This is a genomic window from Synechococcus sp. WC10meta, from assembly GCF_047461475.1.
In genome coordinates this window covers 1-26,275 of sequence record NZ_JANSHF010000021.1, presented here as the reverse complement: position 1 = coordinate 26,275, position 26,275 = coordinate 1, and the positions used below count along the sequence as shown (strand labels likewise).

General features: G+C 60.6%; 27 protein-coding genes, 2 tRNA genes and 1 pseudogene. 13 read left to right on the top strand and 17 right to left on the bottom strand.

Going from position 1 to position 26,275, the window contains the following annotated elements:
- The coding region (locus NW804_RS09490; RefSeq protein ID WP_414423415.1) for a serine/threonine protein kinase at window positions 1-1,664 on the bottom strand (1,664 nt) is incomplete at its 3' end.
- Between the two features lie 346 nt (window positions 1,665-2,010).
- Here NW804_RS09490 and NW804_RS09485 point away from each other — a divergent pair.
- Complete coding sequence (locus NW804_RS09485) at window positions 2,011-2,970, top strand: NAD(+) kinase (RefSeq protein WP_414409910.1); 960 nt, start codon at window positions 2,011-2,013, stop codon at window positions 2,968-2,970.
- Window positions 2,971-2,977: 7 nt separating this feature from the next.
- Here the strand turns inward: NW804_RS09485 and NW804_RS09480 are convergent, their stop codons facing one another.
- Together NW804_RS09480 and NW804_RS09475 are read right to left on the bottom strand one after the other, a co-directional pair.
- The gene (locus tag NW804_RS09480) at window positions 2,978-4,012 is read right to left on the bottom strand and encodes a DUF58 domain-containing protein (RefSeq protein ID WP_414420551.1); all 1,035 of its coding nucleotides are present in this window, start codon (window positions 4,010-4,012) and stop codon (window positions 2,978-2,980) included.
- A 191-nt stretch (window positions 4,013-4,203) separates the two neighbouring features.
- Complete coding sequence (locus NW804_RS09475) at window positions 4,204-5,355, bottom strand: DegT/DnrJ/EryC1/StrS family aminotransferase (RefSeq protein ID WP_414423414.1); 1,152 nt, start codon at window positions 5,353-5,355, stop codon at window positions 4,204-4,206.
- 201 nt (window positions 5,356-5,556) lie between these two features.
- Between NW804_RS09475 and NW804_RS09470 the strand changes: the two genes are divergently transcribed.
- Window positions 5,557-6,570, top strand: a complete 1,014-nt coding sequence (locus NW804_RS09470; RefSeq protein ID WP_414423413.1) for a glycosyltransferase family 9 protein — start codon at window positions 5,557-5,559, stop codon at window positions 6,568-6,570.
- 15 nt (window positions 6,571-6,585) lie between these two features.
- Here the strand turns inward: NW804_RS09470 and NW804_RS09465 are convergent.
- The 5 genes from NW804_RS09465 to NW804_RS09445 form a co-directional block, all read right to left on the bottom strand.
- Window positions 6,586-6,666: transfer RNA gene (locus NW804_RS09465), tRNA-Leu, on the bottom strand.
- 58 nt (window positions 6,667-6,724) lie between these two features.
- A complete protein-coding gene (locus NW804_RS09460; RefSeq protein ID WP_414423412.1) occupies window positions 6,725-7,639 on the bottom strand; it encodes a M23 family metallopeptidase in 915 nt (304 codons plus the stop codon).
- Between the two features lie 11 nt (window positions 7,640-7,650).
- Window positions 7,651-8,460: a biotin--[acetyl-CoA-carboxylase] ligase gene (locus NW804_RS09455; protein ID WP_414423411.1), complete on the bottom strand. Its 810-nt coding sequence runs from the start codon at window positions 8,458-8,460 to the stop codon at window positions 7,651-7,653.
- A 9-nt stretch (window positions 8,461-8,469) separates the two neighbouring features.
- Entirely contained in the window at window positions 8,470-9,111 is a 642-nt protein-coding gene (locus NW804_RS09450; protein ID WP_414406222.1) for a DUF3318 domain-containing protein, read from the bottom strand.
- On the bottom strand, window positions 9,108-9,839 hold the full coding sequence (locus NW804_RS09445; RefSeq protein WP_414394588.1) for a pyridoxine 5'-phosphate synthase: 732 nt from the start codon (window positions 9,837-9,839) through the stop codon (window positions 9,108-9,110). The genes NW804_RS09450 and NW804_RS09445 overlap by 4 nt, the downstream gene beginning before the upstream one ends.
- A 159-nt stretch (window positions 9,840-9,998) precedes the next feature.
- On the opposite strand from NW804_RS09445, the gene NW804_RS09440 reads away from it, so the two are divergent.
- Both NW804_RS09440 and lepB read left to right on the top strand, forming a co-directional pair.
- Window positions 9,999-11,066, top strand: a complete 1,068-nt coding sequence (locus tag NW804_RS09440; protein WP_414412410.1) for a hypothetical protein — start codon at window positions 9,999-10,001, stop codon at window positions 11,064-11,066.
- Between the two features lie 379 nt (window positions 11,067-11,445).
- Window positions 11,446-12,132 carry a signal peptidase I gene (gene lepB, locus NW804_RS09435; RefSeq protein ID WP_414409917.1) on the top strand — a complete coding sequence of 229 codons (687 nt, stop codon included), beginning with the start codon at window positions 11,446-11,448 and terminating at the stop codon, window positions 12,130-12,132.
- 7 nt (window positions 12,133-12,139) lie between these two features.
- Here lepB and sds read toward each other — a convergent pair whose 3' ends face one another.
- The gene (gene sds, locus NW804_RS09430) at window positions 12,140-13,111 is read right to left on the bottom strand and encodes a solanesyl diphosphate synthase (protein ID WP_414423410.1); all 972 of its coding nucleotides are present in this window, start codon (window positions 13,109-13,111) and stop codon (window positions 12,140-12,142) included.
- 114 nt (window positions 13,112-13,225) lie between these two features.
- On the opposite strand from sds, the gene NW804_RS09425 reads away from it, so the two are divergent.
- Window positions 13,226-13,621: a metal-sensing transcriptional repressor gene (locus NW804_RS09425; RefSeq protein ID WP_414394582.1), complete on the top strand. Its 396-nt coding sequence runs from the start codon at window positions 13,226-13,228 to the stop codon at window positions 13,619-13,621.
- A gap of 28 nt (window positions 13,622-13,649) precedes the next feature.
- Here the strand turns inward: NW804_RS09425 and NW804_RS09420 are convergent, their stop codons facing one another.
- Complete coding sequence (locus NW804_RS09420) at window positions 13,650-14,093, bottom strand: TerB family tellurite resistance protein (protein ID WP_414409918.1); 444 nt, start codon at window positions 14,091-14,093, stop codon at window positions 13,650-13,652.
- 217 nt (window positions 14,094-14,310) lie between these two features.
- Here NW804_RS09420 and rpsP point away from each other — a divergent pair.
- From rpsP to cysQ, 5 genes and pseudogenes are all read left to right on the top strand, one after another.
- A pseudogene (gene rpsP / locus NW804_RS09415) lies at window positions 14,311-14,556 on the top strand (30S ribosomal protein S16); the annotation flags it as partial.
- A gap of 174 nt (window positions 14,557-14,730) precedes the next feature.
- Window positions 14,731-14,991 carry a KH domain-containing protein gene (locus NW804_RS09410; protein WP_414394578.1) on the top strand — a complete coding sequence of 87 codons (261 nt, stop codon included), beginning with the start codon at window positions 14,731-14,733 and terminating at the stop codon, window positions 14,989-14,991.
- Window positions 14,988-16,091: an ArsA family ATPase gene (locus NW804_RS09405; RefSeq protein ID WP_414420558.1), complete on the top strand. Its 1,104-nt coding sequence runs from the start codon at window positions 14,988-14,990 to the stop codon at window positions 16,089-16,091. The genes NW804_RS09410 and NW804_RS09405 overlap by 4 nt, the downstream gene beginning before the upstream one ends.
- 17 nt (window positions 16,092-16,108) lie before the next feature.
- Window positions 16,109-16,870 carry an imidazole glycerol phosphate synthase subunit HisF gene (hisF, locus tag NW804_RS09400; protein ID WP_414423409.1) on the top strand — a complete coding sequence of 254 codons (762 nt, stop codon included), beginning with the start codon at window positions 16,109-16,111 and terminating at the stop codon, window positions 16,868-16,870.
- Window positions 16,871-16,885: 15 nt separating this feature from the next.
- Window positions 16,886-17,689 (top strand): 3'(2'),5'-bisphosphate nucleotidase CysQ, encoded by an 804-nt coding sequence (cysQ, locus tag NW804_RS09395; protein ID WP_414420560.1) that lies wholly within the window; start codon window positions 16,886-16,888, stop codon window positions 17,687-17,689.
- Window positions 17,690-17,695: 6 nt separating this feature from the next.
- On the opposite strand, the gene NW804_RS09390 is transcribed toward cysQ, so the two are convergent.
- The 6 genes from NW804_RS09390 to NW804_RS09365 all read right to left on the bottom strand — a co-directional run bounded on the left by NW804_RS09390 (window position 17,696) and on the right by NW804_RS09365 (window position 22,669).
- Window positions 17,696-18,160 (bottom strand): pentapeptide repeat-containing protein, encoded by a 465-nt coding sequence (locus tag NW804_RS09390; RefSeq protein ID WP_414420561.1) that lies wholly within the window; start codon window positions 18,158-18,160, stop codon window positions 17,696-17,698.
- Window positions 18,161-18,315: 155 nt separating this feature from the next.
- On the bottom strand, window positions 18,316-19,095 hold the full coding sequence (locus NW804_RS09385) for a PspA/IM30 family protein (protein ID WP_414423408.1): 780 nt from the start codon (window positions 19,093-19,095) through the stop codon (window positions 18,316-18,318).
- A 172-nt stretch (window positions 19,096-19,267) separates the two neighbouring features.
- A tRNA-Val gene (locus NW804_RS09380) sits at window positions 19,268-19,339 on the bottom strand.
- Between the two features lie 584 nt (window positions 19,340-19,923).
- Entirely contained in the window at window positions 19,924-20,700 is a 777-nt protein-coding gene (locus NW804_RS09375) for a hypothetical protein (RefSeq protein WP_414423407.1), read from the bottom strand.
- 169 nt (window positions 20,701-20,869) lie between these two features.
- Window positions 20,870-22,069 (bottom strand): LL-diaminopimelate aminotransferase, encoded by a 1,200-nt coding sequence (locus NW804_RS09370; RefSeq protein ID WP_414423406.1) that lies wholly within the window; start codon window positions 22,067-22,069, stop codon window positions 20,870-20,872.
- 18 nt (window positions 22,070-22,087) lie between these two features.
- On the bottom strand, window positions 22,088-22,669 hold the full coding sequence (locus NW804_RS09365; protein ID WP_414394562.1) for a TolB family protein: 582 nt from the start codon (window positions 22,667-22,669) through the stop codon (window positions 22,088-22,090).
- A gap of 137 nt (window positions 22,670-22,806) precedes the next feature.
- Here NW804_RS09365 and NW804_RS09360 point away from each other — a divergent pair, with 137 nt between their 5' ends.
- The 3 genes from NW804_RS09360 (at window position 22,807) to NW804_RS09350 (ending at window position 25,927) form a co-directional block, all read left to right on the top strand.
- Entirely contained in the window at window positions 22,807-24,210 is a 1,404-nt protein-coding gene (locus tag NW804_RS09360) for a DUF697 domain-containing protein (RefSeq protein ID WP_414394561.1), read from the top strand.
- Between the two features lie 88 nt (window positions 24,211-24,298).
- Window positions 24,299-25,240 carry a glycine--tRNA ligase subunit alpha gene (gene glyQ, locus NW804_RS09355; RefSeq protein ID WP_414423416.1) on the top strand — a complete coding sequence of 314 codons (942 nt, stop codon included), beginning with the start codon at window positions 24,299-24,301 and terminating at the stop codon, window positions 25,238-25,240.
- Window positions 25,241-25,402: 162 nt separating this feature from the next.
- Window positions 25,403-25,927, top strand: coding sequence for an NYN domain-containing protein (locus tag NW804_RS09350; RefSeq protein WP_414394559.1), 525 nt, complete (start codon window positions 25,403-25,405; stop codon window positions 25,925-25,927).
- A 39-nt stretch (window positions 25,928-25,966) separates the two neighbouring features.
- Here NW804_RS09350 and NW804_RS09345 read toward each other — a convergent pair whose 3' ends face one another.
- Complete coding sequence (locus NW804_RS09345) at window positions 25,967-26,197, bottom strand: hypothetical protein (protein WP_414394557.1); 231 nt, start codon at window positions 26,195-26,197, stop codon at window positions 25,967-25,969.
- Between the last annotated feature and the right edge of the window lie 78 nt (window positions 26,198-26,275).

The window sequence follows — 26,275 nt, the reverse complement described above, 5'->3', positions numbered from 1 at the left end:
GGTGTTGGTGCTGGAGTTCGAGTAGGCGTTGGCACCGGAGCAGGAGTGGGTGTCCGTGCAGGGGTTCGTGTAGGCGTCGGCAGTGGAGCGGGAGTAGGTGTCGGGGCTGGAGTTCGAGTAGGTGTCGGCACGGGAGTGGGAGGGGGTGTCGGTGTTGGCGTCGGGGTGGGGGCCGGTGCTGGCGTTGGGGTGGGGGAGGGCTTGAGTGTAGGGGTTGGGGTGACTTCAGCAGTAGGGATCGGCTCCGGCTCTTCCTGGGTATCGCGGATAGTTGGGCGCGGCCAGAGCAAAAAAGCAGCTAGCAGAGCCACAGCGCCTCCCCCAACCCAGAGCCACTTCAGGCTGCTGGTGGAAGGCTGGCGAACCGTTCGGGAAGCAGCTGGTGGCAGAGGAGTATCCGTTGGTGGGGGTGTGGCAAGGCGATCCTGGGGAGGGACAGCCGGGAGCGTGTCGCTAGCTTGGATGACTGTGGAGGGCGCTTTGGCCGTTTCGCCTTCGGTTTTGGGGGAGAGCTCCGGTGCAGCTTCTGCTGAGGTAGCTTTCCGCTCAGCGATGTAGTAGGGGATCCCCACACCTGGAGGAGGGATTGGCTCCTCTTCGATGAGCTCTAGATCCTCATCGCGGATGTCCTCAAAGGTTCCTGGGCCTGACCTGGTGGGGGTGCGCAGTGGCGGGGAAGCAGTGTTGGGGAGGAGGACGGTGCTGGCTTGGCTGGGGGGAAGTTGGTTGGCCACCGTCAGCTCATAGGCTTGCAACAGCCGCTCTGCCAGCTCCTGCATGGTCTGCGGCCGCTCGTCCGGGTTTTTCTTCAGACAATCCATCACCACCGCTACTATGGCGGGTGGGATCGGCTGGGGGGCTGTCTCTGGGTTGATCTCAAGGGGGTTTTCATAGCAATGGGCGTGGATCCAACTGTGCAATGAGTCGGTTTCCAAGCGAAAGGGCATGGATCCCGTCAGCATCTCGTAGAGCACCACCCCTAGGGAGTAGATGTCTGAGCGGGCATCCAGAGATTTGCCGCGTACCTGTTCAGGAGAGGCGTAACGAGCCGTGCCGATAAATCCGCCCCCTTTTTGGGTGCCTAGACTAAGGGTGTGATCCGCCAGCGTTTTGGCCACGCCGAAGTCGAGGATCTTGAGCTGAGACGTAAGCTGGCCATCTTGAAAAACGCGCTCGACAAACAGGTTGCTGGGCTTGATGTCGCGGTGAATCACGCCCCGAATCTCGCGGCCTTCCACGTTAGCTCGGAAGGTGTGGGCAAAGTGCAGCCCTTCACAAGCCTGCAGGGCCAGCCGAATGGCCTGCCGAACTGGCAAGGCTCCTTTTTCTCGGATTAGCTTCCCCAGATCCTGTCCCTTGAGGTACTCCATCACCAAATAGGCGTGCTCCCCCTCTTGGCCGTGATCCAGGACTTTGACGATGCGAGGATGTTGGCCTAGAAGGGTGCTGACGCGGATCTCTTCGGCAAAGCGGCGGCGCAAATCATCGAGCTGGGCGTTCCCTCGGCTCAGCAGGGTAGGGGCATACAGGATCTTGACCGCCACCTCTTGGCCGTTGTTGTGTAAGTCCAAAGCCCGAAAGACGGATCCCATGCCGCCACCACCGATTTCCTGAATCAGTTGGTAGCGGCCGCCAAAAATGCGATTGGTGAGATCGGGGACCATAGGTTTGCAGGCACAAAGCAGCTTGGGCAGGGATGTCCATACGATAAACCAATTGCTGGAGTTTATACCCGCTCACTCAGGGATCCCGTTTGCTCCCTAAGAGGGGATAGTCATCCTCAGACCCTCTCTCTGGGAGCAAGAGGTAGGGGTAGTGCTCCGGGCCACTCGCGCGTTCGCAACAGCGCAGCAATAACGACGTAACAAGCTGTTTCACTGCCATTCGTTAGATCAAAAAATTCCCAGTAAATTGTGAAAAAAAGCGGAAGAGAACGCTTGAGGAAATTTGTCTGGGCAACCCCCAGCTTGAAGAGGGATGATGGGAAAGGATCCCTGCGCGAGGTCAGCCATGGATCTGGGCTTGGTGGTGATTGCCTACAAGGAGGGGGATCGCCAGAGCAAGGCTACCTGCCAGCTGTGTGCGGAGCAGCTGCGTCGGCGCGGCGTTACGGTACTGACGGCTCCCACTGGCTTGCACCACAACCCCTACCCGGTCTTTTTGGAGGCCACCTCGGATCCCATCGATTTGGCGGTGGTGTTGGGAGGAGATGGCTCAGTGTTGGCGGCGGCCCGCCACCTTGCTCCCCATGGGATCCCCATTTTGCCCATCCAGTCGGGAGGCAGGCTGGGGTTCTTGGCCCAGTCAGAGCAGGTGCTGCACCAGGATCCCTGGGATCGCATCCAGGCGGGAGACTTTGTCCTGCAAGCCCGCATGATGTTGCAGGCCCAGATTTGGGAGCAGCCCCAACTGGGACAAGGGGCTGTCCCTGGAGAGGAAAAGCAGGAGGGCCGCCCGGTTAGCGAAGTGTACTACGCCCTCAACGAAATGTGCCTAAAGCCCATCAACCGGGAACGCCTGCCCGCCGCCATCATGGAAATCGAAGTCAATGGCGAGGTCTTGGATCAGTACCACGGAGATGGCGTGCTGGTGGCTACTCCAACGGGATCCACCTCCTACACCTTGGCAGCCAACGGCCCCATCCTCGAGCCTACCTTCGAGGCCATCATCATCACCCCCATTTGTCCCCTCAGCTTGTCCAGCCGGCCCATTGTTATCAGCGGCACGGCGACGGTGGAGATCTGGCCCCTTGCCGATCCAGAAGGGCTGACCCGCCTCTGGACGGATGGTGTCTTGGCTCAATCGGTCAACCCTGGCCAGTGGGTGCAAATTCGACGCGCTCCCCTGCCAGCCAAGCTGCTGATCTTAGAAAAAGACCTTTCCTACTTCCGCACCCTGCGAGAGAAACTGCAGTGGGCCGGCAGCCGCATCTACATTCCCACTACCAACCACTGCCCGCCAGGGAGATAGGGAGGCCTTACTCAATCGGAATAAATTGCAGCAGGGATCCCGGCTCAACGAGATGACCTGGCACCGCTTCCCCCTCCTGAGGAGGGTGAGCTAGGAGCAGGCAGCGATCTTGGGGAGTGAGGCTGAAGCCAGTAGGGGAGTTGGAGGGCCCTTGGGAGCCCAGCTGCGGATCCCCGACGAACGTCAGTTGGGCTAGGAGGGCCAACAGCCAGTCGAGATGGGCCAGATCGGCCCCGAAAGCAGTTCGCGTCTGCAAGGTGGCCAGAGCCACGGGGTAGCCTTCTCGAATCAAATAAGTGAGGATCCCAGCGCAGCGTTCTACAGCCCGCTCCAGCTTGTTGCGATGCGCTTCAGGGCTTTCTCCCCGCGGCTGCCAGCGATTTTCAAAGCAGAGGACAATGGCCTGGGAACGGGGGCGCTCCAGCTCCCGCACGACCAGTTGATCTCGCTTGGCCGAGATCTTCCAATGCACAGAGCGCACATCATCTTGGGGACGGTATGGCCGCAGGCCGAGGTAGTCCCCCTCCTGGCCGGGCTGAGGGCGCAACTGGCTGCTGCCGCCAAAGTGCTCCCACAGCAGCAGTCCCTGGACGAGGGCAGGCTGGGGAAATACAATCACCGCCTGCGGCTCCTCGATCGCCACTGCCTTGCGAAAGAGTTCAAAAGGAAAGCTGGTGGCAATCTCAAAACCCTGCAGCTGCCACACCCCTCGCCTTGGGAAGGTGTGCTGATAGAAGGTGTCCAGCTTGGCACCGGGATCCAACCGCAGCACATAGCTGGAAGGCCAATCCGTCCGCTTCAGTCCCTCGATGCGTTCCCTCACCTGGAGGGAAAAACTGGGCAGGCGGCGTTTGCGATTGACCAGTGTCAGCCCCACCAAGACCGGCTGGCCAGCAAAGATGCGGCTGGGCAACTGCCGGCTCACCTCCAGATCCTTGAGGGTAAGCTCGGAGAGGAGGCCGCTAAGAAGAATGAGGCTAAGCAGCATCCCCAGAACCAAGTAGAGAGGATTGTTGCCAGTGTTAAAGGCGGCAATACTCACTAGGAGCGTGATCCCAACAAACCAGCCCCCGATGCGAGTAAAGCGCAGGCGGCGTAGAAAACGAACGCGCTCTTTCGATGACAGCTTTGCAGGGACAGCTCCGAGTTGGGGAAACTGGTGCAACCACGGAAATAGTTGAAGTAATCTTCGGCTGAGCTTCGATAGCACCTGAGCTCCCTCCTCCAGGGCTGCTAGGGTTCTTCTGCCAAGATTTCAGCAATGGCCAGGGCCACCCGCTCCTGTTGCTGGAGGGTCAACTCAGGAAAACAGGGCAAAGACAACACCTGGGCAGCACAGAGCTCGGCATTGGGCAAATCTCCAGGCTTATATCCCAGCTTGCGGTAGACGGGCTGGAGATGAAGGGGAGTAGGGTAGTAAACTCGGCTGGCAATGCCCCGCTTCTGCAACTGCCGCTGCAGTTGGTCGCGCCGCCGCGAGTCGGTTGGGTGGGAACCGGGCACCCGCACCGTGTACTGATGCCAAACGGAGTTTCCCCCCTTTGCCACCTTCGGCAGGATTAGGCCAGGGATCCCTTGCAACAGGCGGTGATAGCCCTCGGCAATGGCCTGCCGCCGCCAGTTCCACTCCCGCAGGTAGGGCAACTTGACCGACAGGATTACCGCCTGCAGCGCGTCCAGACGGCTGTTGAGGCCGATGTATTCGTGGTGGTATTGGCCAACTTGGCCATGTTCTTTGAGGATGCGCACCTTGCGGGCCAGTTGCGGATCCCGGGTCACTACTGCCCCACCATCCCCTGCGGCCCCCAAGTTTTTGGTGGGAAAAAAGCTAAAGCAGCCGATATCTCCCCAGGTGCCCACCGGCTTGCCTCCCCAGCAGGCCCCTATGGCCTGGGCGCAATCTTCCACCACTGCCAACCCATGGCGTCGCGCAATGGCCAAAATTTGGGTCATGTTGGCCGCCTGGCCAAACAAATGCACGGAGATTATGGCTTTGGTGCGCGGGGAGATGCTTCTTTCGAGAAGCTGGGGATCCAGGTTGAAGGTGCAGGGATCCACATCCACGAACACCGGCCGTGCCCCCACCAAATCGATGGCCTCGGCGGAGGCAAAAAAGCTAAAGGCAGTGGTGATGACCTCGTCGCCCGGTTGGATCCCCAGAGCGCGCAGGGCCAACACCAAAGCATCGGTGCCGGAGTTGCAACTGACGGTCTCCAGATCGCCGCCGCCGAGAAACTGCGAAAACAGCTCCTCGAACTGCCGCACTGCCTCTCCGCCAATGTAGCGCCCAGAGGCCAGCAAAGCTTCCACCTGAGGCAAAAGGGTCCTAGCCAAAGCGCGGTATTGCAACGTCAAATCCAGCAGCGGGATCGGCTCATCCGTCATGGTGCTGCCTTTTGGGGTAGCGGCCACAGCCCATCATCGAGGATGAGAGTTCCAAAATTGGGCCTTTTTGTAGCTTAGTTGCTGAGAAGCCGCTGGGAGCCAGACCCGCTCCGAATTGAGCCCAACCTGAGCTAGAGTAAACGCGGTACATCCCTGGCCAGGGATCCCCTAGGCTGGATACAGCTATCGACAGGATGTTCTATGGAGATTGCTTCTCAAGCAGTTCTCGGCAAAGCCCCTTTGGCCCCCCGAATTCTCGCTTTGGTGCCGGGAGGGATTGGCGACCAAATTCTTTTCTTCCCCACCCTAGCGAGTTTGCGGCAGCGCTTTCCAGAAGCGGAGCTGGAGGTGTTGGTAGAGCCGCGGGCGGCAGCTGCCTACGAGGTCTGCCCCTCGGTGAATCGGGTGCTGACCTTCCCATTTAAGGAGCAACTTTCGCTAGGGGATATCAGCGATCTGCTGGGGCGAATCCGCGAGCGGCAGTACGACGCCGTGCTCAGCCTGGGCAGAAGCTTGTGGGTCAAGCTGTTGCTTTGGCTAACTGGGATCCCAAAGCGGGTTGGCTATGCCCCGCCAGGGCCTGGGCGACCTTGGCTGACCGACCCGGTGCCTCTAAAGCTGGCCCAATACGCCGCCAACATGTACCACGACCTGCTGCAGGGGTTCGGCATTGCCGCACCGGCAGGCTTGCCCCAGCTTCGCCTCAAAAAGACAGCCCTGGAGTGGGCTGAGCAGGAACGCAAGCGTCTGCTGGGGGAGGGCAGCCAAGATTATGTGCTGTTGCACCCTGGCGCCAGCCAACTGTCCCAGGAGAAAGGCATCCAGAAGATCTATCCCCCAGAGAAGTGGGTTAGGGTGATCAAGGGTTTCCGGGAAAAGCGGCCGGAGCTGCCGCTCGTGCTGGTGTTGGGGCCAGAGGATGAGAAGCTGGCGGAGGGCTTTCTGTCGCAACTGCCGAATCTGCCGGTGAGCCGCCCGCCCCAGCTAGGCCAACTGGCGGCCTTGATTGCTGGCTCCACCCTGCTTTTGTGTACCGACAGTGCCCCCATGCACCTGGCAGTGGCCACGCAAACTCCCCTGGTGGCTCTGTTTGGCCCTACAGACCCAGAGCGGCTTTTGCCTTCCGAGGGGCCGTTCCGCGCCGTCAAGGCCGCCAATGGGGTGATTGACTCCATTGCCCCTGAGCAAATCCTAGAGGTGATCTTCCCCCGCTAGAAGCAGGGCTTGCCATGCGGACGAAGGGACTTGAACCCTTACGCCTTGCGGCACTAGATCCTAAGTCTAGCGCGTCTGCCATTCCGCCACGTCCGCAAGAGGTGGGATCCCGCTCACCTATGCTAACCCAAGCTGGCTCTGGCTAGCTCGGCAACTAGCTTGCGGCGACCTTCAGCTCTTCTGTGGCGTCCAAAACCATCCAGCTTTGCCCTGCCGTTTGCTGCCACAGCTCAAAGTGGAGATGCGGCCCAGTCACCGCTCCCGTTGCCCCCACATAGCCAATGAGGGATCCCTGCTTAACCCCTTCTCCTGGGGTGACAGCTACTTGAGACAGGTGACCATAGCGGGTGCGCCGGCCGCCAGCATGCTCCAGGACAACCGTGATCCCCAGATCTCCCAGGGAGCCGGCACTCACCACCTTGCCGCTCAAGGCAGCCAGGACTGGCGTGCCCAAGCTGGCCCCCAGATCCACGCCGGCGTGAAACTCCGGCTGACCCTTGAGGGGGTGAATCCGCAAGCCAAAGCCAGAGGTGATCGGCGCGGGGTGGGGCAGCGGATAGAGCAGTCGCTCTTTGCTGGGGGACAAGGTGGGCAAGGTCAGCGGCGGCAGCTCAGGGGTTTCCTCAATGCGAAGCTCTCCCCCTGGCAGGAGAAGGAGGCGGCGGCCGGAGCTGCGCTCCACCAACACTGCCGGCACCCCACTTTCCGGCTGAGCCTCGGTAACCTTTGCCGGCTCAATAACAATTTCCCGGCCCACCCCAGTGCGGGTTGCCGCCTCCAGCGGAAGAGCCTGGCTTGGTTGAGGAGTCAAGCCTAGGGTTCTCAGGGTGTCTTGCGGCAGGGGAAGGGCACCATCTTGCAGCAGCGCCTTTGCGGCAGGGGTGTCCAGCGCTGGCCCCACAGGGGGAGGAGGGGGCAAGGGCGTCTGCGCCAACAGCGCCGTGGGAGAGGACCAGAGCAGGCTTAGCCCTACGCCTAGACTCAGCCCCAGCCGCCGCAGCTGCCGCCCTCTTGCTGCCGAGCTGCTGCACAGCCAAGAGGAAAGACGCTGCCCAAAAGAGGTGGCCACCAAGGGCTCCATCACTCCCAGCCACTGGCAAGAGACATTTGATAGCTCAGGCGCACCTGGTCGGGAGAGAGGACGAGGATCTGCCCCCCCTGAGTTTGTACCCGCAGCCTGCCATCCTCGGCAAGGCCCAAAACCGTAGCCGACGCCTCACCTGGGAGCCATTGGATTTGCGGCTTCACTGTCCAGGTCTCGTACTCGCAGCAAACAGCAGCAAACCCCTCCTTGAGCCAGACCTGGAACCCCCGCTCCATCCCCTGCAAAACCCAGGCGGCAATGGCGGTGCTATCCTGCCGGCATCCCAAGATCTCAGCTAAATTGATTCCCTCGGCGGGCACGGGATTGTTGATATTCACACCTACGCCGGCCACCAGCCCCAGCAGTTGTCCCCTTTCCCCAAAGCGGCCTTGCACCAGGATCCCCCCCAGCTTGCGCAGAAAAGCCGGCCCCTGCCTGTCCACTATCACCAGGTCGTTGGGCCATTTCAGCCGCAGCGGGATCCCCAACCGATGGCGCAAACTGCCGGCAATGCCCCAGGCCAAGGTTAGGGTCAATTCCAGCAGGGAATGCCGCAGGGGAGGGGATCCCAGCCAGACCGACAGGTACAACCCCCCTGGCTGCGAGTGCCATACTCGCCCGTGCTGGCCCTGGCCTGCCCGCTGGCGAGTGCTGACCAGAACGGTGCCCAGGGGCAGAGGTTGAGGGAAGCGGCGACCCCAGTCCAAGAGCAGCCGGTTGGTGGAATCGGTTACTGCCACCTGGAGGAGGTGATGCCCCCAGCCCCCTCGACCCACCAGGGATCCCAGCCGCGCGGGGGAAAGCATGGCTTGAAACTAGCTCAACACAATATCTTCTGCTGGGCGCTGGGCCAGCCGCTTCAGGTTTTGGTAGCGCAGCATGTCCAGTAGGTCGTTGCCAGAGCGACCCTCCAGGCGAGCCTCCAGGTGCAGCGCTTGCCCTAGGGCCTCCACTGCCTGCAACCGCGGAACTCCGCGCAACACCAGCCGGTCCACAGCGTAGGCATCAGCAGCCAAAAGGCGGCGGTCGTTGGTCTGGTCGCGGCGCAACTGCCAGAGAGCCAAGCCGCTTAAGCCACCGGAAACCGTTGCCCCCACCGGATCCTGCTGGACCACCTCGAAGATCAGGCTCAAGCCCCCCAAGGCGGCAATAGCCAGGTAAAAGTCGATCTGCCGCGAGGCTGCCCGGCTGTAGTAGCCTACTTTGTGCAAGAACAACCCCGCCCGCTGCAAGGGGGTAAACTGCCGCCACTCGTAGGGTTTAATAAAAAGCCGCAGCTGCCGCTCCCAGGGCAGTTGCCGCCGGCCTTTGATTACGACCGTCTGCCGCTCCGAGGCCGGCAAGATCTTGACGCTCTCTCGCATGCTGGCCGGCAGCAGATCCAGCAGGCGGTCAATCTCAGCCTGCTCGAGAACGTAATCGTAGCCGTTGTCGTAGCCGTAGTACTCCGAGTTCATGCCGGGCCCACTCCTAACCCCATCGCCTGACGCATCTCTCGCACCGCTCGCTCCAACCCCACCAGCACTGCCCGACTGATGATGCTGTGGCCAATGTTTAGCTCCTCTATGCCCGGGATCCGCGCCACCGGGCCCACATTCCAGTAGGTGAGGCCGTGCCCAGCATTGACCCGCAGCCCCAGTTGAATGGCCTGTTGGCTAGCCTTCTGCAGCTGGGCCAGCTCCGCCTCCCGTTGGGCTTCCGAGGAGGCCTCCGCATACCGCCCGGTGTGCAGCTCCACCCAGCGCGCCCCCACCTGAGCAGCAGCGGCAATCTGGATGGGATCTGGATCGACAAACAAGCTGACGGGAATGCCAGATCCCTGCAGTCGGTCTACCACTTCACCTAGGCGTGAAACCTGACTGGCCACATCCAGTCCCCCTTCGGTGGTAATCTCTTCCCGCCGCTCGGGAACCAGCGTGACATAGTCGGGCTTGATCTCCAGGGCAATGGCCACCATCTCCTCTGTTGCCGCCATCTCCAAGTTGAGGTGGGTGCGTACCGTCTGCCGCAGCAGCCGCACATCCCGCTCCTGAATGTGGCGGCGATCCTCGCGCAGGTGCACCGTGATCCCATCTGCGCCTGCCAACTCGGCAATGACGGCAGCGGCCACCGGGTCCGGCTCGACGGTGCGGCGGGCCTGGCGCAGCGTGGCCACGTGGTCGATGTTGACTCCAAGGCTGACCAAGGCTAACGTTCTCTCGTGGCAGAAGATCCAAAGGAATGCTCCTAGTATTACATTATTCAATCTGGGCTGCTTAGGGACAGGCGAGGCAGAAACCCCGGAGGTCAAGGGCCTATGATCGAAGACGACGCTTTTCCCCTCCGGGATCCCTGCAGGCTTGCCATGACCAATCCAAATGCCTCTTTGGCGGTAGGACACCCTTCTCTAATTGACCGAGCGCGGGTGGCGGCCCTGATTGCCCAATACCTGCCGGTGGAGATTTGTATCTACTACCAGGTGGTGCCTTTGGCCCTGGATACGGACAGCTTGATCCTGGGCATGGTGGATCCCCAGGATTTGGCAGCCCTGGACTACGTGAGCAAAATGCTGGCTTACTCCCAGATCTCGGTTGAGCCAGTTCCGATTACGCTGGAGCAGCAGCAGGAGTTAATTGCCCACTACTTCAGCCATCCCCCCAGCCCAGCAGAGGTAGAGCGGCTCCGCCTGCAGGCCCAAGCCAGCCGCACCACCCCAGAAGTCCCCGCTCCCGTAGCCGGGCCGCCCAGCCACCCAACTCCCACCCAGCCGCTGCCGGCACGGCCAACTGCTCCGCCCTCTCCTAGTGACGAATCGGAAGAGACGGTGCAGCAGTTGCTGAACTCGATGCTGCGGCGGGCTTTAGACGAGAAAGCAGAGCAAATTTTTGTAGAGCCCCAGGAGGGAGTGCTGTGTCGGGTGCGCTACCGCCAGCAGGGGATTTTGCGGGATCTGTTCAAGGAACTCTCGGAACCCATCCGGGCTAGGCTAATCGCTGCCATGAAGCGGATGATGGCTCTTGATCCCAGCCTCATCGGGGAGCCGCAGCAGGCAGAAGCGGAGCGGCTGTACCGGGGGGAGCCGCTGGTGCTGCAGTTGCGCATTATCCCCCAGCCCTCCAAAAGCGGGCCAGGCTCTCCTCCCAGGGAAGGAGCCATCCTCAGCATTCTGCGAGGAGAAGCCCTCCAGAAGTACCAGCAAGGCCAAAACCGCCTCCGCGTCTCCGAGACCTTGGCTTTGGCCCAACAAACCCACCAACTGCTGCAGCAGCTGCAAGTGGCCCTTAGCAGCACCCTGGGGAAGCTTAAGCAGTATCCCACTCCCCCTGACAGCAACTGGCCCCTGATGGCAGAGACGTTAGCGGCCATCCAGGCCCAGGCTCAGATGCTTGCCATCCACCAGCAGGACTGGGAAAAACTCACCTCCGGCAGTTGATCCGCTAGGCCTTTGGCGGGATCCCCCTGCTTTTGCCAGCTCCCCACGTTTTTGCGAACCTAGCAGTCAAAATGACGCCGGCAATAACGGTCGCCCCAGCAATAAGGCCAAGACGTTCCAGCCGTCCTCCGCTGCTCTAAGCAATACCAGATCCCTGTATAGTTTCTCGACTCGCGCCAAGGGCTTTTCGGTATCCCCCGCCAGCCAATCAGTCCGCTGCAAAATTACTTCTCGACTAAGCGCTCAAGCTGTTCTTCTGTTGAAATCGCCATCAAGTTTTGCCAGACGTTTGCCTTTCTAGTGCCAGGAAAGGGGACGGTCTCCGCTCCTGCCGGGTGCGATAATCTGGAAATCGTGCAGTCATGCGCGTTTAGCCTCCATGCCCTCCACAGATCCGAGGTCTTTGCCCCAGCCCCAGTTGCCGCCCAGCAAAACCCCTGCCAATTCCCCATCTCGCACCTGGTGGCAGGCGCAGCGGGAAAACCTGCTGACGGTGCTGCTGGCGCTGCTACTGGCCCTTGGCATTCGCACCTTTGTGGCGGAGGCGCGCTGGATCCCCTCGGATTCCATGCTGCCCACCCTAGAAGAAGGGGATCGCTTGGTGGTAGAAAAGGTTAGCTACCGCTTCAGCGCCCCCAGACGCGGCGACATCATTGTCTTCTACCCGCCTGCCCACTTGAACTTCAACGGTGCTTACATCAAGCGGGTAATTGGCCTGCCAGGGGATCGCATCCGCATTGCTGAGGGCAAGGTGATCGTCAACGGCATTCCTCTGCAGGAGGACTACATCTACGCTCCCCCTGACTACTCCTGCCCTGGCGAGCGCTGTCCTGGAGTGCCCAACCAGGGATCGGAATTTGTTGTCCCTCCTAACTCCTATTTTGTAATGGGGGACAACCGCAATGACAGCCAGGACTCGCACATCTGGGGGTTTTTGCCCAAAGAAAACATTATCGGCAATACCATCTTTCGCTTTTGGCCACCCAATCGCCTGCGCTTTTTCACTCCACCCACCTACCCTGAGCTCTCGGCAGCGGCGACTCGAGCCTCGGGTCTATCTCCGTAAAAGCCTTCTAGCAAGGCCGCTCGAGGACGTAGTCTACCATCTGCAGCAGAGCCTGGCGCGCTTCAGAGTCCGGCAGAACTTGCAGGGCCTCGGCAGCCCGTTGGGCATAGTCGCGCGCCAACTGGCGGGAGCGCGGGATCCCCTCACTTTGGTAGACCCACTCTAGAACCTGCTGGAGATCCTGCGGTTCGGCCAACTCTCTGAGGATGAGCTCCCGCATCTGCGGAAACTCCTCTAGCGCAAACAAAACGGGTGCTGTCAGGTTGCCCTGGATGAGGTCGGATCCCACTGGCTTGCCCAGCGTCTCCGCCGACCCAGTAAAGTCGAGGAGATCGTCGACAATCTGAAAAGCAATGCCCAGGTCGCGGCCGAAGTCGAAGAGGCGATCGGCCACCTCAGGACTTACCCCGCTCAGGAGACCCGCTGCCTTAGCACTGCCAGAAATAAGGGAGGCGGTTTTGTAGAAGCTTTTGGCGAGGTACTCTTCCAGGGAGACGTCGGGATCAAAGCGAGTGAGGCTCTGGCGCACCTCTCCCTCTGGCAGGTCCATGATGACCTTGGACAGCAGCTTCACCACCTCCAGGTTGTCCAGGTTGGCCAAATACCAGGCTGCCTGCCCAAACAGGTAATCCCCTGCCAGCACCGCCACCCGGTTATCAAAAAGGGTGTTGACTGTGCTGACGCCGCGCCGCACGGTAGCAGTGTCGATGACGTCGTCGTGCATCAGGCTGGCGGTGTGGATCATCTCGGTAATTTCCGCCAGGCGCCAATGCTGGGGGGTAATCTCCCCGTCGGGCGTAGTGGCCCGCGCGATCAGGAGCACGATTGCTGGTCGGATCCCTTTCCCCCCCACCGAGAACAGATGTTCGGCAGCCATGGCCAGGATGGGGTGTTTGGCGCTGACTAGCCGCGTCAAGTTCTGGCGTAAACGCTCTAGATCCGCTTCTACGGGGCCAAAGGGGGAGAGTACGGAGGTCATGAAGCCAAGCCAGGAGAGGATTTACAAAATTTCATATCCTTTCCTATTCTAGAGCACCTCAACCTGCTCGGAGAAAAGCAGGGGGTATCATGCAGACAGTCCTCGACTCCTCCTATGGCCGATCCTATTCCCCCGCTTCAGACTGGCTCCATTCCTCCACTTCCTGAAGAACCTGATTGGGAGGAAGAGTGGGAACTGGCGTTGGAGCGACCCCCTCTCTCGGGGCGGGCCCAACCTCACCGCCACGATCCGCAATCGCGGCGCAAGCTGATTCACCGCCTGGCTCGCATTGAGGGGCATGTGCGTGGGATCCGCTCCATGATCGAAGAGGATCAACCCTGTCCGGATGTGCTGCTCCAGATTGCCGCCGTCAAGGGGGCGCTAGATCGGCTGGCGCGGATTATCCTCAACGATCACATCCGCCACTGCATTCGCCACGCCGTTGAAAGCGGCAATATTGAGGTGGAACTGGAAGAGCTGCAGCGGGCTCTGGATCGCTACCTCAGCTAGCGCAGCCGTTGGTGGCGGCCCTGGGCTTCTAGCTGTTGCTGGCAGCGGGCTGGGCATACCGCTGCAGGAGAGCGGCACTTTTCAGCTGCCACTGCAGGCCCATGAAGGCCCAGTCTAGAAATTCGTCAATCTCCTCCCGACTAAACTGCATGGCCTTGCCAATTTCAAAAATCAGGGCCTCCTCTTTTTCTGTCAGCTTGTTGTTGACCACTGCCATCGCCGCCAAATCCCGCAGGATCAAGGCCCCGGCGGCGTTGTGCAGAGGCGGGATGGCGCTGAGCTCTAGGGTTGCAGTCGTGTCGTTGGCCAGATAGCTTTGAGCTACCTCTTTGTTAATGCCCATGCCTTCAGCAATTTGCAGAAAGAAGTCGGCTTCTTCTTCATCGAGCTGGCCGTCCACGCGGGCTACGGCAATGAGGGCTCTTAGGTAGAGCTGGCGCTGCTCTGCAGTCAAGTCGGTGTAGGTGATCATGTGAAGTTGTGCCTTGGGTTTCCTCTTCAACTTTGCCACGAAGATCCCCCCTTGGGGTTGAGTCGGCACTTTATCCAGGTAGGGGAAAATCGACTAGAATGAGAAGCCTGTGTTAGCGACTAGCCGGACCCAGCCTCCAGGAAGGGACGTGGAGGAGAGGCTAGGCGGTCGGTTTCCGTTTCCTAGACAACCCTACCCAGCTTGCGGAGCACCTCCAATGGTTAAGTTGCGGCTCAAGCGCTTTGGAAAGAAGCACCAACCCAGCTATCGCATCATCGCCATTGACAGTAGGGCTCGCCGGGAAGGTCGCCCGCTGGAGGAGTTAGGCTACTACAACCCGCGCACCAAGGAGACGGTTCTGGAGACAGCGGGCCTACTCAAGTGGCTGCGGCGCGGTGCCAAGCCCACCGATACGGTGGACAGCCTCCTCAGAAAAGCGGGCATCTATGAGATGTTGAAAGCCGGTGAGGGGGGCGTGGTGGCCTCGATTCGCATTCCGGCCATTGCCAAACCTGAAGCCGGGGAGGAGCAGAAGGTTCCCGAGGGATCAGAGCAGGGGGAGGAGAAGTCCCAGCCCGAGGCAGCCACTGAGGCCTAGGCTCAGCTACGCTTGCGGTTAGGTTGCGTTTTGCCTCCCATGCCGGACTACGAGACCCTTGCTCATCTTTTGATTGAACCGCTCCTTACCAGCGGCCCCCTGCAAACAGATGTGGAAACCACCTGTGGAGGACGCAAGGTCTGGCTGCGGCTAGCCTTTGACCCCAAGGATCGCGGTCGGGTGTTGGGGCGAGGTGGGCGTACCTTGCAGGCAATTCGTCAGGTGATGACAGCAGCAGCCCAGTTGGCAGGGCAATCGCTGTACATCGACATCTACGGAGAATCAGGAGAGCGAGAATGAGCCAGATCCTGACCTTCTTGGGGAAGGGGGGCACGGGCCGGAGCACTCTAGCTGTAGCAGTGGCGCGGGCAGCAGCGCAGCAGGGGCGGCGAGTGCTGCTAGTGGGCCATCAGGCGGGGCCGGGGTTGGAGATGCTTCTGGGTGGGATCCCGCTTTCCGGCGAGCCGGTAACCATTGCCGCCAACTTAAGCGTGGTGCAGCTGCGGACAACCCAGCTTCTGGAGCAGTACTGGACGGCAACCAGGGAGCTGGAAGCCCAATACGTGCGCACTCCCTTTTTCCGGGAAATCTATGGGCAGGAGCTAGGGGTGCTGCCAGGGATGGACCAGGCCCTGGCTCTGGAAGCCCTGCGCCGCTACGATGCCAGCGGTCAATACGACTGCATTCTCTACGATGGCCCAGGGGACTTGACCACCTTGCGGGCGTTTGGGATCCCAGAGGTGGCCAGTTGGTACTGGCGGCGAGCTTCTCAGGCTTTCCTCCAATCCGATCTGGCCAAAACTCTCCTTCCCTTTCTCGAGCCGCTGCTGCGGTCGGTGACGACCCTGGAGTTTTCCTCGGTGGAGGAGCTCCTAGCTCGCCTGGGGGGGATGGCCAACCTTTTCGAGCAGGGGCGCTCTGCCATTGCCGATCCGCGGCGGGTGGTAGCGCATTTGGTAACGACTCCGGATCCCATGGCAATCCAGGTTGCCCGCTACCTCTGGGGCAGTGCCCAGATGGTGGGGCTGACCGTGGGTGGCCTCTGGGTCATGCCGCTAGTTCCCGGAGAGGTGTCGGCGGCTGAGTTTTCTCCTCTGCCAGTGCGCACCCTGCCACGGCGCCAGGGATCGGATTGGTCGGCGTTGGAAGAGGCAGTAAGTGGGATCTTTGCCCTGCCTGAGGTGCCGCCGCCCGTAGCCATCGACGAGGGCTCCCGCAGCGTGAGGCTGTTTCTTCCTGGCTTTAGCAAGACCCAAATCGAGCTGAGCCAATCCGGGCCAGAGTTGACCATCACCGCTGGGGATCAGCGGCGCAATTTGTTCTTGCCGCCCAGCTTGGCAGGCCGGCAGGTAACCGGGGCCAAGTTTCAGGAGCCCTTTCTGATTATCAGCTTTGCCTAGCAATCCCGGGAGGGGGCATGTTGGCCAAGCGGATCATTCCCTGTCTGGATGTGGCAGGGGGGCGGGTGGTCAAAGGGATCCAGTTTGGGAACTTGCGGGAGGCTGGGGACCCGGTGGAGCTGGCGCGGGCCTATGATCGGGCAGGGGCGGATGAGCTGGTCTTTCTGGACATCACCGCCACCCATGAGGAGCGGGAGATTTTGCTGGAGGTGGTGCGGCGCACAGCAGAGCAGGTATTCATTCCTCTCACCGTAGGCGGTGGGATCCGCGACCTGGAGGGGATCCGGCAACTGCTGCGGGCCGGCGCCGACAAGGTCAGCCTTAACTCGGCAGCGGTTCGGGATCCGGATCTGGTTACCCAAGCCAGCCGCCGCTTTGGCTCCCAGTGCATCGTCGTGGCCATTGACGCCCGCGCCAAACCTCAAGGCGGGGGGTGGGAGGTGTACGTGCGCGGTGGGCGGGAGCCGACAGGCCTGGATGCGGTGGAGTGGGCCAAAACCGTAGCCGAGCGGGGGGCAGGGGAAATCCTGCTGACCAGCATGGACGCTGATGGCACCCAGGCCGGCTACGACCTGGAGCTGACCCGGCGGGTGGCCGAGGCAGTGGCGGTGCCGGTGATTGCCTCCGGAGGAGCAGGGGAATGTGCCCACATCCGCCAAGCTCTCCAGGAGGGGGGGGCAGAAGCAGCTCTACTGGCTTCGCTGCTCCACTACGGCCAGCTGACGATTGAGCAGATCAAGGCCGACTTGGCCGCCCACGGCATTCCCGTGCGTCGCTAGCTGGGGGAGGAAGCCGTGCAGGTTTCTAACCTAGCCGCTCTCTTGCCCGAGGTGTGCCGCCTAGCAGAAGCGGCAGGGCGGGCCATCTTGCCCTTCTATCGGCAAGAATCGCTGCAGGTCGAACTCAAAGCAGATGCCTCTCCCTTGACCGAGGCGGATCTGGCTGCCCACCGCCTGCTCCTCGAGGGACTGCAAGAGATCACCCCCACGATTCCCGTCCTCTCAGAAGAAGCCGGCGGGATCCCCTACTGGGAGCGGCAACAGTGGCAGCAGTTTTGGTTGGTGGATCCCTTAGATGGCACGCGCGAGTTCCTCGAGGGCAACGGCCAGTTTACCGTCAACATTGCCCTTATCGAGGCAGGGATCCCCATCTTGGGCGTTGTCCACGCCCCGGCGTTGGGCCTCACCTACAAAGCTGCCCAAGAGCTAGGGGCCTACAGGGGTGACGAGCCCATCTGGTCCCGCCCGCCTGCCCAGCCCCCTCTGCAGGTAGTGGCCAGCCGCTCCCACAAGGACACGGAAACAGAGCAGTTCTTAAAGCGGCTGCAGCGCCGCTACGGCCTCCTTGAGGTGAAGTCGGTGGGCAGTGCCCTCAAGTTTTGCCTAGTGGCCGAGGGATCCGCTCACCTCTACCCCCGCTTTGGCCCAACCCTGGAGTGGGATACTGCCGCCGCCCAGTGCCTTGTCGAGCAAGCGGGGGGCAGCGTCACGGACTTGCAAGGGGATCCCTTGCGCTACAACAAGCCAGACTTGCGCAACCCCCCCTTTATCGTGACGGCTGCAGGCGCAGCCTACCTCTGGCAAGGCCTGATCCCCTGAGGGAAGCTACATTCCCATTTCAACCGGGTTGAACCCCTCTGGAAACTTGGTGTACTCGTCGTAGAGGGCGCCGCGAAAGTGGGTGTTGGTGATGGTGGCTCCGCGCAGGTCGGCGCCAAAACGCAGATCGGCTCGGCCGAGATCGGCCTCGCTGAGATCGGCCCTGAGCAGCTTGGCCCGGTAGAGGTTGGCCCCCCGTAGATCCGCCTTCACCAGCTTAGCCCCGATGAGATTGACCCTCCGCAACTTGGCGCCGCGTAGGCTGGCTCCAGTTAGATCTGCCCCCGACAAATCTGCTTCGCGCAAGTCTGCCCCGCTTAAGTCAGCATCCCGCAGGATAATCCCCCTCAAGCTTGCGCCGCTCAACTGGGCCCCACTCAGGTTAGAGCCAGAAAAATCTCGCTGGCCAGAGGCATAAGCCTGCAACAGTTGCTTGGGATCCAAAAGAGGCTTGAGACTCACCGTTGCCATTGCTCGTGATTTCTTGCCGAAATGCCAGAAGGCGACCTTGCTCCCCTCTATCCAGAGAGAGCTCCTTTGCGCAGCTTACCACCTCTTGGCTCTCTTTTAGAGCAGCCCCACGTCCCTAGGCGAAGAAGATGGATCCCCCGCACTAACTCCTGGCATTAGAGTTGATCAATTTCGCGGCGCAGCTCTTCCAATTCTGCATCTACATCTACTTTGCCCCCAGTTGGGGCTCCAGCTTGACCTTGCTGCACAGCTTTCGTCTCACCGGCAGGCAACTGGGCCTGGATGGCTGCCTTGAGCAACCTCAGCTCCTGATCCACATCCGCTCCGCCTGCTTCTAGAGCGGCAAACTGCTGCTCCAGGCTGTCGGCTGCCAGCTCGGCCACTGCTGCGGATTGGGCCTCCAGAGCGTTTACCTTCTCTTCCATGCGCTCAAAGGCGGCAAAGGCGCTGCTGGGATCCACCCGGCCGATAACCTGATTGATCTGCTGGGAAGCCTTGGCGGCGCGGGCTCGGGCGATGAGCATGTCCTTTTTGGTTTTGGCCTCGGCAATCTTGCTTTCCAGCTTGGTCATGTTGGTTTTGAGCATCTCCACTTGCCGGGTCTGCTCATCCAGCTGCCGCTTCAGGCTTTGGGCAGTCTCGGCAAAGGTTTTCTTGCGCACCAGGGCTTCCCGGGCCAGCGCCTCGTTGTTGTTGCGTAGGGCCAACTCAGCCCGTCTGTGCCACTCCTCCACGCTTTGCTGGGCCTGCTCGTACTGCCGCTCCAGGCGCTTCTGGGCAGCAATGGCTTGGGCGACGGCCTGCCGCATTTGGTAGTGATCCTCAGCCATGTCCTGAATGGTTTGGTTCAGGATCTTCTCCGGATCTTCGGCGGCGTTGATGAGCGCGTTGAGGTTGGCTCTAATGATTCGGCTGACCCGCTCAAACAATCCCATTGGTCTTTCCCCCTCTCGCAGTTTGACCTAATGCTACCCTCGCCCCCCCGGCGCCTTCCAGGGCCTCTACTCCAGTATAGGGATCCCTGAGGCGAGCCAGAGGGGATCCCGCCTCTTTTTGCATGGGGGTGGGTTGCGTGGCAGCTTTGGCTCTTTTTTGGCTTGCTTGCGCTGGGCTGTGCTGGAATCGAACCAGCGGCTCCCACCGTGTCAAGGTGGTACTCTACCTCTGAGTTAACAGCCCCAATGAATAGGCGTGCCTCTACTGAGAGTCAGTAGTTGATCGTATCACCGAAAAACGCGGCGCGGAAGCCCCCCTCTTGAGCCGTGGGAAGGAAACGGGAAAGGAGGCTTCCGAGTAGCGCAAACGGTGGGTTACTCCAGCCTGGGGCGGAAGGGGGAGGTGGATCCCAACGCGACCAACGGAATTGCCCTATTGAACCAGCCCAGAGGTTCAGGGTTGACTTGCTAGCTGTAGGGCTACAAGGAGCCCCTGGCTGCCGCTTCGCGGAAGCAAGCTATGGCTGTGGGCTCTCCTCTATCCTTGATTCACCCGACAATCGGCCGCTTTGTGGCATAACCAGCCTCTCCAGTAGGCACTTTGCCCAGGCTAAAGTTGGCTCCGTCTTTTGCCTGGGTGCTCATCAAGAGCCAAGGAGCAACTACCGTCAGCTCGACGGGAAGTGACGCCTGTGGAGAGCCCTCTAATGGGGTAGTGGAGGTGAACTCTGCTGCTAGCTATGGGTCGTGGAAGCAGGAAGAAAGCGTCAACCTGGAGCAAAAGTCCGCTTTTGTCCGGGGTTGTATGAGTCTTTCAGAGCGGGTAGCTTACAGGCGCCATTCGGCAGACTTAATCAAATTGCGAAAGTCGCGGATCACTGCTTCGCAGCGGTGAAAAAAAGCCAGCACCCAGTCCCGCAGCACTTCTTGCTGAGACTCGTCCAGCTCCTTGAGGAGGCCTTTGTAGTGAATTTGGCCACTGCGCTCGATCTCAAACTCGTTGAGCCACTCGGCTAGGGATCCCTGCTGCTCCAGCACTTCCTGTCGGGCTGCCTTCCAGTAGTTGACAATCACCGCCTTGCCCAGATAGCCACTAGCAATCTGGCAGAGACGGTTGAGCGATTGCACGAAAACCTCCACCTTCCTGGGGCTGCCCCTCGCCCCAGGCTGAGTTGTCTCGGGCTGGCTTTCTGTCAAATTGGCGCTGGGCTGGGTGGGGTTGCGAGCAGCCTCTGCCTGGCTGGTCAAAAGGCGAAAGGTAGCTAGGCCCTTCGACGCATCCTGTTGCAGCTCGGCTCGCAGGCGGTTGACGGCCAAGGTGTAAACCGGCATCACCAGCTCGTCATTGACTGCCACCAGCAACACCCATTCCGGCCCCAGGGGGTAGACAAAAACCCGCTGCTCGGCAAACTGAAAGTCAAAGTAGTCAAGTCCTGGGGGCATGGTTTGCAAAACCTGAAACAGCCCTTCGGTGAGGGCCTGCTGCTGTCGGCTGTCCAAGTTCTGAAAAGAACGGTAGAAAAAAGGGCGGCCTGTTCGACTCAGGAGCGCTACCCCCATCACCCCGCGGATGGACAAAAAACTCTCGAGCGTCTCTTTTTCCATGCCCCTTGGGAGCCAACTGGGCCAACACAACTCCTATCCTGGCTCAGATTAGCCGGCACTGGCTGCAGCTAATACTGGCAGCCTAAAAGGCCAGGACGGGGACAACAACCGGCCTCAGAGGAACATCTGTAGCCTGCCCCCTTGCTGCTTCTAAGCTGGCTCTATGCGACTAGGCCTGCCGGAGACCGGAAGTGCCTTTGCCTAAGAATTCCCCAATTCGTTCTATTGCCTCTTCCAGCCGGGATCCCTCTGCCACCAGCGCAAAGCGGACATAGCCTTCGCCGCCGGGGCCAAAGCCTGAGCCTGGCGACAGAGCCACCCCGGTAGCCCGTACCAAGTCTAGACAAAACTGGGCTGAGGAGCCGCGATAGAACTCGGGCAAAGGTGCCCACAGGTACATGGTGGCCTCCGGCAGGGGCACGGGCCAGCCGATGCGGTGCAGAGCGGCCACCGCAAGATCCCGTCGCTTGCGGTATACCTGCCGCCAGTGATCCAAAAAGCTATCGGGAGCCGCCAAAGCCGCTGCTGCTCCCCGCAAGATGCCCTGGTAGGGGTGGAAGTCAATGGTGGACTTCACCAGCCGCAAGGCTCGGATTAGCTCGCGGCTACCGATAGCATAGGCCACCCGGAACCCCCCCATGTGGTAGGACTTGGAGAGGGAAAAGAACTCGATGGTGCGGGTCTTGTCGGGATCCGCCTGCAGCGCCGAGGGAGCCACCTGGCCGTCGAAACACCAGTCCACGTAGGGAAAGTCGTGCGCCAGCACGATGTTGTACCGCTGACAAAATTGCAGCGTTTCCTGCCAAAACTCCGGGGTAACGGTGGCAGTGGTGGGGTTGTGGGGATAGCTCAGCACCAGCAGCCGTGCCTGGCGGCAGATCTCCTTCGGGATCTCATCCCACTGGGGTAGGAAGCGGTTTTCTGCCCGCAGGGGCAAGTAGTAAGGGATCCCGCCCGCTAGATGGATCCCCCCCACATGGGAAGGATACCCAGGGTCGGTAACCAAGGCAACCTCGCCGGGGTTAAGCAGAGCTAGCGGCAGGAGGGCCGTCCCCTGCTGGGATCCAATCAGGGGCAGCACCTCCGTTTCTGGATCGATGACTAGGCCAAACTTCCTCTGGTACCACTGGGCACAGGCGGCGCGAAACTCAGCCGTGTCGTGGAAGAGGGTGTAGCCGTAGGTGGAGGGATCCGCCAAAGCCGCTTGCATGGCTGCCAGCGCTTCCGGAGGTGGGGGCAGATCCGAGGATCCCAGAGACAGGTCGATGACATCCACGCCGGAGCGGCGCGCCTCCCACTTGGCCTGGTCTAGCTGGTCAAAGACATTAGAGCGCAGGGGCTCAAGTCGTTGGGCAAAGGCAGCAAGCATGCAGCAAGTCCAAAGGGGCTAGGGGTTCCTGCCAGCATTGGAAGAGTTGGCTGCAGGCGGTTGCGTGGCCGCCGGGCCGCGGTCGAAGATCTCGATGTTCCACTGTCCCCGACCGTTACTCTCAAAGGCGATAAAGCGCCCATCGCCGCTGATGGTGGGGTTGCGCACATCCCCTGGCACCCGGCTGCTGATGTTCTCAACCCGGCGGGTTTCGCGGTCGTAGAGAAAGATCTCCGATTTGCCCAGCGCGTTGGACACATAGACGATGTAGCGCCCATCAGCGCTGATATCGGGCGAACTGGCGGCCACGTCGCTGGAATTAAGCCCAGGCAAGTCTACCAGCCGCTGTTCCACCAGGTCGTAGAGAAAAATGGCCTGACTGCCGCCGCGGGCTGAGGAAAACACCAGGTAGCGACCATCGCCACTGAAAGCGGGCTCCCCATCGGGGAAAATGCTGTTGAGGCCGCTGTTGGTCAAGCTAGAAGGTGGGGTACGAAAACCTGCGGGGCTGCAGCCCAGCAGCCCTAAGCTCAAGCCGGCCAAGCACAACTTCCCCACCCACCCGACTGGGCTGAACAGAATCCGGCCCTTGGTTAGCATGGCATTGCCTTTCCAACCCCTTTCTCCCATCCATCATAGCCAGTTGACAAACTCGGCTTAGGCTAGGGGCCACTCTTTGCCGTTGCTATTGTTATTGTTGAATCTGCCTCCCCGAGGCTGTTTTCCTGCTACTGGCTATGGCTTGCCGCAGCACTCTGCAGGAGGATCTCCATTACCAACAAGCCAAGCGCAGCCTGCGCCAGTGGGTGGCCCAACTGGATCTGCGCCCCCAGGAGATTGCCGGCCTGGAAGGGGAGCTGGAAAACTTGCAAGCCCTGCTGGACAAACTGGAAGCCGAGATCATCCACATTGCCGCCTTCGGCCTGGTGGGGCGGGGCAAGTCCTCCCTGCTCAACGCTCTCCTGGGGGAGCCGGTTTTCGCCACGGGGCCTACCCACGGGACCACCCGCACCCAGCAAGTAGCTGCCTGGAACATCTGCTGGGGAACTCGTCCCCCCTGCTCTTTCCTATCCTCGGCCTCGGTGCAGTCGGTTCAGGTCAGCCACTGGCAGGGATCCCGGCTGGAGCTAATCGACACTCCTGGCCTGGATGAAGTAGACGGCGAAGAGCGGGCGCGACTGGCCCAGGAGGTGGCCCAGCGGGCAGATCTCATCCTCTTTGTGGTCTGCGGAGATCTGACGCGGGTGGAGTTTGAGGCTCTGGCGACTCTGCGGGAGGCGGGCAAGCCCATGCTGCTGGTGTTCAACAAGATCGACCAGTACCCCGAGGCGGATCGCCAGGCCATCTACGACAAGATCCGCAACGAACGGGTGCGGCAGCTTCTTTCCCCTGACGAGGTTGTCATGGTGGCCGCCTCGCCGCGCGTGCCGCGCCTGGTGCAGAAGCCAGATGGCAGCTTTGGCGTGGAGATGGAAAGCGGCCCCCCCCAAGTGGACGCGCTGCGCCTAAAAATCCTAGAAGTCTTGCAGCGGGAAGGGCGCTCCCTGCTAGCCCTCAACGCCCTCCTCTTTGCCGATCGCCTCAACCAGCAGGTCATCGAGCGCAAGTTGCAAAGCCGCGCCCAGCAAGCCCAAGATCTCATCGCCGCCGCCGCCCGCACCAAAGCCCTGGCCGTTGCCCTCAACCCCGTTACTCTGCTTGACACCCTGGGGGGGTTGGCTTTGGATGTGGCCCTCATCTTGCGCATGGCCCGCCTCTACGGCTGGCCCCTGACCACCGCCGGTGCCATGCAACTGTTGCAGAAGATTGTCCTCAGCATGCTCAGCCTGGGGGCAGGAGAATGGGTGGCGCTGTTGGGATTGGGATCCCTGAAAACCTTGCTGGGGGGATCCCTGCCCTTTGCTGGCGGACTTTCGCTAGGAGCCTACGGGTCAGTGGCCCTGACGCAGGCAGTGATGGCTGGCTTTTCCTGCTACGCCATTGGCGAGGCAGCCCGCCGCTACCTGGCCCAAGGAGCCAGTTGGGGGCCGGAGGGACCCAAAGCCGCCATAGCCCAGATTTTGGCCGATTTGGACGAAGCCTCAATCACCGCCCGCCTTCGCGAGGAGATCCGCACCAAAATTGGCTTGGCCCCCACCTAAACCTCCGCCCTTGACAAGAAGCGCTGAACGACTGGGCAAGGGAGAGGCCTTGGTAGGATAGGGAGTGCTCTCTCTGCCGCCCTTTGCCATGGCAGCTCACACCTTTCAAGATCTAATCCTTCGCTTGCAGCAGTTTTGGGGAGAGCAGGGTTGCCTGATCCTGCAGCCCTACGACCTGGAAAAGGGGGCCGGCACCATGAGCCCCCACACCTTCCTACGCGCCCTAGGGCCGGATCCCTGGCGGGTGGCCTACGTGGAGCCCTGTCGCCGCCCCACTGACGGGCGCTATGGCCAAAACCCTAACCGCTTGCAGCACTACTTTCAGTACCAAGTCCTCCTCAAGCCCTCCCCCGACGACATCCAAGAGGTGTACCTGGAGAGCCTGCGGGCCTTGGGCATCGACCCGGCAGAGCACGACATCCGCTTTGTGGAAGACGACTGGGAATCCCCCACCCTGGGCGCCTGGGGCGTGGGCTGGGAAGTGTGGCTAGATGGCATGGAAATAACCCAATTCACCTACTTCCAACAAGTGGGCAGCCAGGATTGCCACCCCGTTTCTGTGGAGATTACCTACGGTCTGGAGCGCCTAGCCATGTACCTGCAGGGGGTGGACTCCGTTTTTGACCTCTGCTGGAGTGAGCACCCTTCTCTGGGACGGATTACCTATGGGCAGATCTATTTCCAAAATGAGGTGGAGCAATCCTACTACAACTTTGAGTATTCGAATCCCGAGATGTTGTTGGAGCTGTTTCGGCTCTACGAAGCCGAGGCCAAGCGGCTAATCGAAACCACGCGGCAGAAGCTCCAAGAACAGGTCTTGAGCGATCGGCTACCGGTGTCGCTGCTTCTGCCTGCCTACGACTACGTGCTCAAGTGCTCCCACACCTTCAACCTGCTCGATGCCCGCGGCGTCATTGCCGTGGCTGAGCGCACTCTCTACATCGGGCGCATCCGCAACCTGGCCCGCCAACTGGCAGAGCTCTACCTCAGCCAGGCAGGCCGCTCCACCTCCAGCCATGCTCTGCCCTAGCTGGAACCTAACTTTTTGCCGGGCTAGGGATCGAAGCCAGGGAGCCCTCTTTTGGCTATGATAGGAGATTGACACTAGCCAGCTCTGTTCTGGTGCAACCCTTTTTGCGTTAAGCTAATCAACGCTCTTAACCAGTCCACCTTACTATTTTCCGGAAAATTTATGTTTCGATACCCCGTCACACGGGTTTCCATCTTTATCGATGGAAACAATATGTTTTATGCTCAACAAAAAATCGGCTGGTTCTTTGATCCCCGCCGGGTCTTGGATTACTTTGTCAGGTCCCAACCCAACGTCGAGCTAGTCAATGCATTTTGGTACACCGGCATCAAGGATCCCAACGACCAAAGGGCCTTCCGAGACGCCCTGATCAACTTGGGCTATACGGTTCGCACCAAGCTTCTCAAGGAGTATCGGGACGAAGATTCGGGCCGTTACTCCCAGAGGGCCAACCTAGATATCGAAATTGTTATCGATATGTTCAACACGGTCGGTCAATACGACCGGCTCATCCTGTTTAGCGGCGACGGTGATTTCGAGCGGGCCATTGAGTTGTTGCGCTCCAAAAACACTACGATTACAGTTGTCTCCACCGAAGGGATGATTGCCCGCGAGCTGCGCAACGCCACCGACCGCTACATCGACCTCAACGACATTCGCCCCTACATTGAAAAGTTGGACAAGTAGTCTTTGAGGATGGGGGCAGACAGGGCAAGGAGCTAGAGGTCAGCGAGCATTGCCCCGCCGGCCCAGCTCGCAGAGGCCACCGCCAACACAGGCGATAAGACCCCAGGAGACGGCCCAGCTTTTGCCCAAAGAGATCTCGGTTAAAGCCACCACCACCGCTGCTGCCAGCAAGAAAGGGACGACGCTGAGCAAAGAGGCCAGAGCTCCGCTGGGATCCCAGGGCAATTGCTTTTCCCAGTGCTCCTGCAGCTTTTGATGCAGTGGCGACAATCCGCTCTGAAAGACTTATACAACGCTGGACAAAAGCGGACTTTTGCTCCAAGTTGACGCTTTCTTCCTGCTTCCACG